Origin of the sequence: Streptomyces sp. NPDC056948, assembly GCF_042674225.1 — a bacterium.
In the GTDB taxonomy this organism is placed as follows: Bacteria; Actinomycetota; Actinomycetes; order Streptomycetales; family Streptomycetaceae; genus Streptomyces; species Streptomyces purpurascens.
The window spans coordinates 1-11,411 of record NZ_JBHUQX010000315.1; the positions used below are offsets into that span (position 1 = coordinate 1).

Genomic DNA, 11,411 nt, shown 5'->3' on the forward strand with positions numbered 1-11,411 from the left:
GCCTCTGCGGCGGACCGACGCCCTTGCGGTGCTCGGCATACGTTTTCAGCGGCGTACCGCCTTGCGCAGCGCCCTGGCCCGCCGGACCACCCGGCGTGCCGTGGAATTGCGCGGCAGGAATGCCAGCCGCTGCGGAATACCGCCGGGCAGGCCGAGCGAGGTGAGACGGCGCTTCTTGAAGTAGCGCCGGGTGTGCGGGCCGAGATACCGGGAGAGGAACCGCTCCGCCTGCGGGCGCAGCTCCGGGTAGATCTGCGGCTGCATGGTGAATCCGACGGCGGTGACCAGACCGGAGAGCCGCTCGGCCGGCAGGACGTCGCCGTCCTTCCCGCCGTCCAGGTCGGGCAGCAGCGCGTCCGCCAGGGTGGTGGGGATCCGGTTGCTGTTCTGGTACGGCGTCAGCCGCTCCAGCAGCAGCTCGGTGCCGATGCGCGCGACCGGCAGGTCGTAGAGCGCCGAGGCCGTGAACAGCGCGGTCGAGAAGCAGCCGACGACCAGCGCGGGCCGGGCCCGGTCGAACAGCACCTCGGCGAGGACGGGCGTGTCCAGCACGGTGAGGTCCACGCCGAGCTTCTCGGCCTCGGTCTCCAGGGCGCGGCTGTAACGGGCCGGCGCGGTCGGGTGCGGCTTGAAGACGACCGTGCGGTGGCCGCGGGCGACCGCGCCCCGCATCATCCGCACATGCAGGTCCTCTTCCTCCTCGGGGGAGAGGATGTTCAGCGCCGACAGGTACTGGCCGAGCAGCAGTGCCGCGTCACCGGGCAGGGCGGGCAGCTCGGGGACGGTCTCGGTGACCTCGCCCAGCACCTTCAGGAACGCGGGCGACGGCACCAGGTGCGCCGGCACCTCGAACTCGGTCAGCAGCATCGGCGTGAGCCCCGGCACCAGATCGAGGTGCAGCAGCCGCCGCACGCGCGTGCCGACCAGCGGGTCGAGCTTGTTGCGCGTGGGGCCGTAGCTCATCAGCCCGTCGGCGTAGACGTCGATGGGGGCGTCGGTGAAGAGCTGGGCCACGGTGAGCGCGGGCGCCACCTGGATGGACTCCAGCACCAGGCTCACGCGGTCGTCGCCGAGGCCCCACAGCATCCGCAGATAGCGCTCGAACAGGGGGATGTCGTCGGAGCGCGGCGTCCAGGCCCCGGGGTGGAAGGGGCGGATCGCCTCGTTCCAGGACAGCACCTCGTCGAAGTGCTCGCGCAGCGGCGCGAAGCCCGGCATCTCGTCGAGGGCCGGGGTGGTCTCCGGGGTCGCGGAGTTGTTGAACACCAGCAGCACACGACGGTCCGGCTCGTCGAACAGGTCCGAGTCGATCGCGGCGGCCAGGGTGGCGACGCCGTACAGGGTCGAGGCGCAGAAGATCTGAGTGGTCCCGGGCATCAGGCTGCCGCCTCCGTGGTGGTGACCCTGCGCCGCAGCCGCCGCAGCCTGGACGAGCGGTCCATGTCCATCGCCTCCAGTGCGTCACCGAGCGCGTCCTGCGGCATGCGCTTGATGGCCGCCGCGCTCATCGCCCGTAGCTGTCTGGCCACGGCCGGTTCGAACCTGTCTTCGTTGGAGAGGTGGTGGGCGATGATCGCGCAGTAGGTCCGCACCGCCTTGGGGAGCAGCCGGTCTGCCTCCCGGTCGGACGCGGTCTCCTCGATCACCTGGTCGAAGGCCCGGATGAAGTCGAGCTGGCGGACGTCGCCGATCTGGGTCAGCGACGAGGCCACCCCGCGCCGGTAGAACACGCCCAGCAGGCTCACCACGGCGAACGACTCCGCCTCACGGTGCAGCTTCCAGATCCACGGCCGGTCCTCGGCCGTGCGCAGCCCGTGGGTGAAGTGGAGCAGGCCCTTGTCGAGGAGGCGGCGGTGGTAGGCGCCGGCCCAGGCGTAGGCGTAGTCCACCGATGTCGAGCGGTGGGCGGGGAGGATGGCGTCCCGCGGGCTGAACACCTCCCAGCGGCGGCCGACCGGCACCCGGCTCACGGAACGGGCGCGCGCGGTGGCCTGCACATGGTCGGTGCGCACGAAGTCGCATCCCAACTCGTCCATGGCGGACACCAGTTCGGTGAAGTAGCCGGGGGCCAGCCAGTCGTCGCCGTCCAGGAACGTCAGGTACTCGCCCTGGGCCGCGTCCAGGCCGGTGTTCCGGGCGGTGGCGAGCCCGCCGTTCTCCTCATGGCGGATGTAACGCACCTGGGCGACATCCGAGAGGTCCTCGGCCGCTCGTTCGAGAATGGCCGGGGTTTCATCCTTCGAATGGTCGTCGACCAGGATGAACTCGAAATCACGGTCGGCGTTCAACCGAAGGCTTCTGAGGGTGTCCGGGGCATATTGCTGCACGTTGTAGAACGGCACGATCACGGAAAGCTTAGGCACCTGCAAAACGTTAGGAGCCCGCCCGGCAGCGCAACTTTCCGATGAACGTACACCGGGTGAACTCAATGTGTCAGAACGGTGCACCCCGTGTACTTCCGGCCTTCCGGCAGGCCAGTTCGGCTCTCGGTGGTGTGTTGTTAACTTTTCGTTGAGTCGCGGTTCCGCCATACCTCGGATTCGCTTCCTAGCGTCATCGACGTGCCAGCAAGTACACCGAAGCGCCCGCGAATCGCCGTCCTCGCGGACTCAGACACCCGATGGAAATGGGGTGCGCTGACCGCGGACCGCATCGCCCCGGGCCCGTCCATGGAAACCGGACCGCGCGAGGGCGCGCAAGTCCGCCCCCCGGTCCTCGACGGCTTCCTGCTGCGCGGCCGGGCGACGCCCACACCGCGCCAGCTCGAAGAGGTGGGCGTGCGTGCCGACTCGCTGCGGGAGGTCACCGCCGTCGAGTTCCTGCGCGCCATGGAAGAGGAGTCGTACGACCTCCTGGTCCTCGCCCTCGTCGGCGGCGGTGTGCAGGCGATGCTGCACGGCCTGGGGCGCGTCTGGCAGGACCGCACCACACGGCCCGTCGTCGTCACCGGCTACGTCGGTGTCGTCTACGAGAAGCTCGCCGACGGCCTGCTGCTGCGGCACGGCGCGGACCTCGTCCTCGCCAACTCCCGACAGGACGCGGACCGCTTCCGGGCCGTCTACGACGGAGTGGGCGCCGACGCCTCGTCGGTGACCGAGGTGGCCCTGCCGTTCCTCGGCGGTGCCCCCTACACCGGCGAGCGCGAGCCCTACACGGTCGTCTTCGCCGCCCAGCCCTCCGTCCCGGACAGCCGCAAGGACCGTACGTACCTGCTGAACCGGCTGGTCCAGCACGCCCGCAGGCACCCCGAGCGCGAGGTGCTGCTGAAGCTGCGCTCCAAGCCGGGCGAACACACCACCCACATCGAGGAGCTGCCGTACCAGAAGCTGGTGCAGCGCCTCGATCCGCCGGACAACTTCCGCCTGGTCTACGGAAACATGGGCGAGGTCCTCGACCGCACCGACCTGCTGGTGACGATCAGCTCCACGGCCGCCCTGGAGTCGCTGCACCGCCGGGTCCCGACCGTCGTCCTGACCGACCTCGGCATCCGCGAGTCGCTCGGCAACCACCACTTCGTGGGCTCCGGCTGCCTCGCCTCCTGGGACCAGCTCGACGCCGGACACCGGCCCACGCCCGACGAGGAGTGGGTCGCCCGGCAGGGTGTCGCCGCGGACGGCTCCTACGACTCCGCCTTCGACGCGGCCCGCGAACGCATCGCCAAGCTGCTCGGCCGGCCCGGCGGCATGCCCCCGCTGGCCCCGTACTACACACCCGTCACCGCGCCCGGCTATCTGCCCGGGATCCTCGCCCGCCACCACCTCGGCCCGGACGGCACCCCGCTGCCCGGCGCGCCCGCCGCCGACAAGGAGCCCGGACCGGTCCGGCAGGTCGTGCGCCGGGCGGCGCGCGGCGCCTACCGGCACGGCGTGCAGCGCGTGGCGCCCGTCATCCGGCGGATGGGCGAGCTGTGAGCCGCCCCGAGTCCCCTGCCCAAGGAGTAGTCCCCATGTCACAACCGGAAGCGGGCCAAGGCGCCTCGGTGCGCCGTGTGCTCGCGGTGATCCCCGCGCGCGGCGGCTCCAAGGGCGTGCCCGCGAAGAACCTCCTCCCCGTCGGCGGCGTCCCGCTGGTGGCGCGTGCGGTGCGCGAGTGCCGCGCCGCCCGGCTCGTGACGGACGTCGTGGTCTCCACCGACGACCAGGCCATCGCGGCCGCCGCCCGCGAGGCGGGCGCCGAGGTCGTGCTGCGGCCCGCCGCCATCGCCGGCGACACGGCCACCTCCGAGGCCGCCGTCCTGCACGCCGTGGACGCGCACGAGGCCCTGCACGGCGCGGTCGTGGACGTGGTGCTGCTGGTGCAGTGCACCAGCCCGTTCATCACCCGGGAAGACGTCGACGGGGTCGCCGAGGCCATCGTCGGGAACGGCGCCGACACGGCGCTCACCGTGGCACCGTTCCACGGTTTCGTCTGGCGCGACGCCGAGGACGAGGTCGCGGCCGGCACCGTCGCGGAGGCCGACGCGGCCACCGGCGGCGGCTACGGCGTCAACCACGACAAGTCCTTCCGCCCCCGCCGCCAGGACCGCCCCCAGGACCTGCTGGAGACCGGCGCCGCCTACGGCATGGAAGCGGTCGGCTTCCGCAAGCACCAGCACCGCTTCTTCGGCCGCACCGAACTGGTGCGCACCGACCCCGCGCGCGTGCTGGAGATCGACGACCCGCACGACCTCGCCCGCGCCCGGGCCCTGGCCCCGCTCTTCGACGCGGACCGGCCCGGCGCGCTCCCGACCGCCGACGACATCGACGCGGTCGTCCTCGACTTCGACGGCACCCAGACCGACGACCGGGTGCTCGTCGACTCCGACGGACGGGAGTTCGTCTCCGTGCACCGCGGGGACGGACTCGGCATCGCGGCCCTCCGCAAAAGCGGCCTGAAGATGCTGATCCTGTCCACGGAACAGAACCCTGTGGTCGCCGCCCGGGCCCGGAAGCTCAAGCTCCCGGTGCTGCAGGGCATCGACCGCAAGGACCTCGCGCTGAAGCAGTGGTGCGAGGAGCAGGGCATCGCGCCGGAGCGCGTGCTCTACGTCGGCAACGACGTCAATGACCTCCCGTGCTTCGCCCTCGCGGGCTGGCCCGTGGCGGTCGCGAGCGCCCACGACGTCGTGCGCGGCGCCGCACGCGCGGTCACCACCGTCCCCGGTGGCGACGGCGCGATCCGAGAGATCGCCAGCTGGATCCTCGGCCCCTCTCTCGATTCCCTCACCAAGTAAGGACATCTGCGCCATGAGCACCAACTCCCGCATCCGCAAGTTCGGTACCCGCGAGGCCGGCCCCGGCCGCCCCGTCTACGTCACCGGCGAGATCGGCATCAACCACAACGGCGACATCGAGAACGCGTTCAAGCTGATCGACGCCGCCGCCGAAGCCGGCTGCGACGCGGTCAAGTTCCAGAAGCGCACGCCGGAGATCTGCACCCCGCGCGACCAGTGGGACATCGAGCGCGACACCCCCTGGGGCCGGATGACCTACATCGACTACCGCCACCGCGTCGAGTTCGGCGAGGACGAGTACGGCCAGATCGACGCCTACTGCAAGAAGCGCGGCATCGACTGGTTCGCCTCCCCGTGGGACACCGAGGCCGTCGCCTTCCTGGAGAAGTTCGACGTCCCCGCCCACAAGGTCGCCTCCGCGTCCCTGACCGACGACGAGCTGCTGCGCGCCCTGCGCGCCACCGGCCGCACGGTCATCCTCTCCACGGGCATGTCCACCCCGAAGCAGATCCGCCACGCGGTCGAGGTCCTGGGCAGCGAGAACATCCTCCTGTGCCACGCCACCTCGACCTACCCGGCGAAGGCCGAGGAGCTCAACCTCCGCGTCATCAACACCCTGCAGGGCGAGTTCCCGAACGTCCCGATCGGCTACTCCGGCCACGAGACCGGCCTGCAGACCACCCTCGCCGCGGTCGCCCTGGGCGCCACCTTCGTCGAGCGTCACATCACCCTCGACCGCGCCATGTGGGGCTCGGACCAGGCCGCCTCCGTGGAGCCGCAGGGCCTTACGCGCCTCGTCCGCGACATCCGCACCATCGAGGCCTCCCTCGGTGACGGCGTGAAGAAGGTCTACGAGTCCGAGCTCGGCCCGATGAAGAAGCTGCGCCGCGTCAGCGGTGTGGTCGCCGAGGCGGAGATCGCCGACGCGGCGGGCGAGCCGGTCGGCGTCTGAGCGCACCACCCCCACAACCCCCCTTACGACGGGACGGTCGTACGTCGATGAGCCCCCGCGCCGGGAACGCCGGCCCCCACACTCTCGCGTTCGTCGAGAGTCCGGTACAGCTGCTGAACGTGCTGGAGTGGGCGCACGCGCATGCGCCCGGCGTGGGGCTCACCCTCGTGGTGCTGTCGCCCGTCGACCCGATGACACGCGGCCAGCTACGGCGGATGTCCGACCTGGCCCGTGACGAGGGGCACGCGGTCCGCTGGGAGGAGGCGCGCGGCGGGCCCCTGGCGCCCTTCCAGACCATCGGCGGCCTCACGGGCGTACTCCGCAAGGCCCGCCGGATCGTCCTGGGTGACCCTTTCTCCCGCTACGTTCAGCTCCTCCTGACCATCACCCGCGCCCGTGACCTGGTCGTCGTCGACGACGGCACGGCGACGATGGAGTTCGTCGGCCAGCTTGCCCGGGGCGAAAGGCTGGTGCGCTGGCACCGCAAGGGCGGCCGCCCCGGCCCCCGCGACCTGATCTTCGCGCCGGTGTCCTCCTCGGCCCGCCGCCGCCTCACCCCCGGGGGCGGGCGCCGGGTGGAGATCTTCTCCTCCATGCCGATGGAGGAGACCCCGGAGGGCGTCACGATCAGCGCCAACGACTTCGCCTGGACCCGGGCCCGCTTCGGCCCGCCCCGCATCACCAAGGGCGCCGACATGGTGGGCACGTCCCTGGTGGAGACGGGGGTCGTCGACGACGACCGCTACCTGGAGGCCGTCCGCGCCCTGGCCGCCGCCCACGGCGCCACCCGCTACTTCGCCCACCGCCGCGAGAGCCCGACGAAGCTCCGCCGCCTCGCGGTGGAGACGGGCCTGGAGATCGTCCGCCCCGAACTCCCCCTCGAGCTGATCGCCCGCCGCGGCCCCATCGGCCGCACGATCCTCAGCTTCCCGTCCACGGTCGTCCACACCCTCCCCCTGGCCCTCTCCGGCACCGAGGTCCGCGTAGCGGTATGCGACATCGACCCCGCCTGGCTGACCGAGAACGCGTCCCCCCGAGCCCAGGGCTTCCTGTCGGGCGTGACGGGTGCGGCGCGGGATGTACACCGCTTGTCCACGGCCGGGGGCACCGGCGGGCCGACCGGCCCGGGCGGCATCACGGACCCGACGGGCTCGGCAACCATGACCGGCTCCGCAGGGCCGGGCGGCATCACGGACCCGACGGGCTCGGCAACCATGACCGGCTCCACCGGCCCGGGAAGCATCCCGGGTCCGACGGGCTCGGCGACCATGACCGGTTCTGCCGGGCCGGGGAGTATCCCGGGGCCTACCGGGAGGGCGAGCGTGTCCGGCCCGGCGGGGACGGTGGGTTCGGCACGCAGGGCGGGCCCGGCGGACGCCGCAGGCGCGGTGGCCGCCGGCTGAGGCCCGGCAGGGGCCCCTCGGGGGCCCGGGAGCCGGCCCCGGCGGCTCAGACGGCCCTCGCGACTCCGACTGTCGGCCAGACCTGCGGGATCGGGCAGGCCAGGCGGCGACGGCCCCACGTCGGGCCTGCACGTCGACCGGGACGGATCCCGCTCCGGCCCGGAGCGGACCGATACGCCGACCGGCGCTCCCGGAGCCGCTTCACATGCCCGACCGGTGGCGGATCCACGCCCTGAGCGAGACAGACCGGCGCGGCGCCTAGGCGCCCTCAGGCCCGGGCTCCTGACCGGCTCACGCCCCGGCAGAGCCCGGCTTGTGGGCCAACAGGAACGCCCGGGGGTGTTTCTCCTCGCCCTCCGGCTCGCGCAGTACGCGGGCGTGGAGGCGCAGGCCGGCCTTGGTGAGGGCGGTCGCGACCGTGTCCGGGGTGCGCCAGTAGTAGTCGAGCGAGATCGGGCTGCCGAAGCGCTCGGTGAGACGCAGATGCCCGTCCTCGTCGCCGGACTGGAAGCCGAGCAGGACCGGCGCGCCCGGCAGCAGCACGCGGTGGAACTCGGCGAAGACCGACGGCAGATGATCGTCCGGCACATGGATGATCGAGTAGAGCGCGACGATGCCGCCGAGCGTCTCGTCCGGCAGGTCCAGGGCCGTCATCGAACCGACGTGGAACCGCAGCCCCGGGTGCGCCCGGCGGGCCAGGGCCACCATGCGGGGCGAGACATCGACCCCGAACACCGGCAGTCCGAGGCCGTGCAGCCGCGCCGCGACGTACCCGGGGCCGCTGCCGATGTCCGCGACCGGGGGCCCCACCGGCGCTCCGGGTGCCCGGACCAGGTCGACGAAGGCCGTCAGCAGCGCCCGCTCCAGGGGTCTCCCGGCCAGGCTGTCGGGGAACCCGGCGGCATAGGCCTCCGCGATGGCGTCGTACGAGGCCTGGGTGGCTGTGAGGAACTCGGGGCTGTCGGCGCGCACGGGCCGCACACTATCGGGGCGGTGCGTCAGTGAGAGGAACAAGACAGTGTTCCCCGCGCGGGGCGTGGTATCCGTGGAAGAGGATGGATGGGTAACAGAGTCGCGACCGAGGTGTGGTCGAAGTCACACTCCATGGAGTGTGGTGACCGGCTCGGCTCGAAAGGCGGGCGAGTTTACCCATCTCACTTGATAGCCATACGTCCGGCGGTCATATTTTCTTCCCCTAACGGGTTGAAGTTTTGTTGATCGAGGGTCAGTCGACCGCCCTGGCGCCCTACCCTTCAGAGGGTGAAGCAATTGATGTCACTGGAGTCCGAGGTCGATCTTCCCGGCGAAGCCGTCCTTCCCGGCGCACTGCCCGACGCCCTGCGCGCAGAGCTCATCGCGTTCCGACGCGACATGCACATGCACCCGGAGCTGGGCAACCAGGAGTTCCGCACGACCGCCGCGATCAAGGAGCGGCTCGAGCGGGCCGGCCTCAAACCGCGCGTACTCGCCGTCGGCACCGGACTCGTCTGTGACATCGGCGTAGAGGGCGAGCAGTGGGACGGCGGCCCCAGCATGCTCGCCCTGCGGGCCGACATCGACGGCCTGCCCATCCCGGACACCAAGGCCGAGTGCCCGTACCGCTCGACCGTGCCCGACCGCGCCCACGCCTGCGGCCACGACGTGCACACCACCGTCGTCCTCGGCGCCGGCCTGGTCCTCGCCGAACTGCACAAGCAGGGCCTGCTGCCCCGCCCCGTCCGGCTGATCTTCCAGCCCGCCGAGGAGGTGCTGCCCGGCGGCGCCGCCGACGTCATCAAGTGCGGGGCGCTGGAGGGGGTCGGCGCGATCATCGCCGTGCACTGCGACCCCCGGGTGGACGCGGGGTACGTCGGACTCCGCGAGGGTCCCATCACCTCCGCCTGCGACCGGCTGGAGATCTCCCTCGACGGCCCGGGCGGCCACACCGCACGCCCTCACCTCACGACCGACCTGGTCACCGCGGCGGCCCGTGTCGTCACCGACGTACCCGCCCTGGTCGGCCGCCGCTTCGACAGCCGCAGCGGGCTCGCCATCACCTGGGGCCGCGTCGAGTCGGGACACGCACCGAACGTGATCCCGCAGCACGCCGAGCTCTCCGGCACCGTGCGCTGCCTCGACATCGAGGCGTGGCGCCAGGCCCCCGACGTCGTGGTCGCCGCGATCGACGAGATCGCCAATCTGCACCGCGCCAAGTCGGAGATCAACTACGTGCGCGGCGTGCCGCCCGTCGTCAACGAGCCCGGCGTGACCGAGCTGCTGCGCGACGCCATGATCGCCCGTCGCGGGGTCGAGTCCGTCCTGGGCACCGAGCAGAGCCTCGGCGGCGAGGACTTCTCCTGGTACCTGGAGCACGTCCCCGGCGCCATGGCCCGACTGGGCGTACGCGTCCCCGGCGAGCGCCATGTACGCGATCTCCACCAGGGCGACTTCGACGTCGACGAGTCCGCGATCACGGTCGGCGTGGAACTCTTCACTGCCGCGGCCCTGGTCAACGGCCTCCGCTAGGACAGCCCCGGACCTCCGAGAAGGACTCCGGACGTGGGTGAGGAACGGCGCGTGACGAACAGGCTCGCGCCGTGTCCCCGACCGCACCTTTCGGCCCCGTTCGCTCCCGTGGTTCACCAGGACGTAACCGGCCATCGGCACGAATGGATAACGGCCCCACTGTGAACCGTTCCCAAGGGTGTCTACGCGCGTTAATGTGCGCCGCACTGAGCGCCCACTGCGGGGCTTTGGAGAATGGGGAACTTCAGATGCGTCGGATTTCCAAACTGACCCGTGTCGCGGTGGGGGTCGCGTCGCTCGGTCTCGTCGCCACGGCCTGTGGCAGCACCAGCAGTGAGAGCGGCGGCAGTGACACGAAGGACGACAAGGGTCTCGCCATCGCCTACGACGTCGGCGGCAAGGGCGACCAGTCCTTCAACGACGCCGCCTACGCCGGTCTGACGAAGGCCAAGAACGAGTACGGCTACAAGACGGCCGACATCGAGCCCACCGAGGGCGAGACCGACGCCGACAAGGAACAGCGGCTGATCTCGCTGGCCAAGCAGGGCTACAACCCGGTCATCGGCGTCGGGTACGCCTACGGCCCGGCGATGAAGACCGTGGCCGCCAAGTACCCGGACACCACCTTCGGCATCGTCGACTCCGTGGTCGAGGGCAAGAACGTCGCCTCCCTCGTCTTCGCCGAGGAGCAGGCCTCGTACCTCGCCGGTGTCGCCGCCGCCAAGGTCACCAAGTCGAACACCGTCGGTTTTGTCGGCGGTGTGGACATCCCGCTGATCCACAAGTTCGAGGCCGGCTACAAGCAGGGTGTTCAGGACACCAACCCGAAGGTGAAGGTCCTGTCGCAGTACCTGACGCAGACGGCCGAGGAGGGCGGTTTCGCCAGCCCCGACAAGGGCAAGGCTGCCGCCGAGGGCCAGATCGAGAAGAAGGCCGACGTCGTCTACCAGGCGGCAGGTCTCTCCGGCCAGGGCGTGATCGAGGCCGCCGCCAAAGCGAAGGTCTGGGCGATCGGCGTCGACTCCGACCAGTACAAGCAGGCCCCCCTGGCCGCGTACAAGCAGTACATCCTCACCTCCGCCCTCAAGGACGTCGGCGGCGCCGTCTACGCGCTGGCCAAGTCCGTCGACGACGGCAAGCCGCTGACCGGCACCCAGACCTTCGACCTGAAGGTCAACGGCGTCGGAGTCTCCGAGGCGAACCCGGAGTTCGGCAAGGTCGCGGGGCTCAAGGACGCCGTGGACAAGGCCAAGAAGGGCATCATCGACGGCTCCATCAAGGTCAAGACCGAGTAGCGGTACCGGTCTGCGACAGCCGGAGAGGGCGGCCACCCCGGGGG

The 11,411-nt window shown here is 71.2% G+C and carries 8 protein-coding genes and 1 pseudogene; 6 read left to right on the top strand and 3 right to left on the bottom strand.

Features of this window, described 5'->3' with window-relative positions; translation table 11 throughout:
* Positions 1–45: 45 nt before the first annotated feature.
* Together ACFTZL_RS31920 and ACFTZL_RS31925 are read right to left on the bottom strand one after the other, a co-directional pair.
* Positions 46–1,377, bottom strand: a complete 1,332-nt coding sequence (locus ACFTZL_RS31920) for an alpha-2,8-polysialyltransferase family protein (RefSeq protein ID WP_382589750.1) — start codon at positions 1,375–1,377, stop codon at positions 46–48.
* Positions 1,377–2,363 (bottom strand): glycosyltransferase family 2 protein, encoded by a 987-nt coding sequence (locus ACFTZL_RS31925; RefSeq protein ID WP_382589753.1) that lies wholly within the window; start codon positions 2,361–2,363, stop codon positions 1,377–1,379. The genes ACFTZL_RS31920 and ACFTZL_RS31925 overlap by 1 nt, the downstream gene beginning before the upstream one ends.
* A gap of 198 nt (positions 2,364–2,561) precedes the next feature.
* Here ACFTZL_RS31925 and ACFTZL_RS31930 point away from each other — a divergent pair, with 198 nt between their 5' ends.
* The 4 genes and pseudogenes from ACFTZL_RS31930 to ACFTZL_RS31945 all read left to right on the top strand — a co-directional run.
* Positions 2,562–3,911, top strand: coding sequence for a DUF6716 putative glycosyltransferase (locus tag ACFTZL_RS31930; protein WP_382589756.1), 1,350 nt, complete (start codon positions 2,562–2,564; stop codon positions 3,909–3,911).
* A gap of 35 nt (positions 3,912–3,946) precedes the next feature.
* On the top strand, positions 3,947–5,212 hold the full coding sequence (locus ACFTZL_RS31935; RefSeq protein WP_382589759.1) for a cytidylyltransferase domain-containing protein: 1,266 nt from the start codon (positions 3,947–3,949) through the stop codon (positions 5,210–5,212).
* A gap of 13 nt (positions 5,213–5,225) precedes the next feature.
* Positions 5,226–6,164, top strand: coding sequence for an N-acetylneuraminate synthase family protein (locus tag ACFTZL_RS31940; RefSeq protein ID WP_382589762.1), 939 nt, complete (start codon positions 5,226–5,228; stop codon positions 6,162–6,164).
* A 47-nt stretch (positions 6,165–6,211) separates the two neighbouring features.
* A pseudogene (locus tag ACFTZL_RS31945) lies at positions 6,212–7,258 on the top strand (hypothetical protein); the annotation flags it as partial.
* Between the two features lie 600 nt (positions 7,259–7,858).
* Here ACFTZL_RS31945 and ACFTZL_RS31950 read toward each other — a convergent pair.
* Positions 7,859–8,539, bottom strand: a complete 681-nt coding sequence (locus tag ACFTZL_RS31950; RefSeq protein ID WP_382589765.1) for a class I SAM-dependent DNA methyltransferase — start codon at positions 8,537–8,539, stop codon at positions 7,859–7,861.
* A gap of 300 nt (positions 8,540–8,839) precedes the next feature.
* Here ACFTZL_RS31950 and ACFTZL_RS31955 point away from each other — a divergent pair, with 300 nt between their 5' ends.
* Positions 8,840–10,072, top strand: coding sequence for a M20 family metallopeptidase (locus tag ACFTZL_RS31955; RefSeq protein ID WP_382589771.1), 1,233 nt, complete (start codon positions 8,840–8,842; stop codon positions 10,070–10,072).
* Positions 10,073–10,320: 248 nt separating this feature from the next.
* Complete coding sequence (locus ACFTZL_RS31960) at positions 10,321–11,367, top strand: BMP family protein (RefSeq protein ID WP_382589768.1); 1,047 nt, start codon at positions 10,321–10,323, stop codon at positions 11,365–11,367.
* Positions 11,368–11,411: the final 44 nt, after the last annotated feature.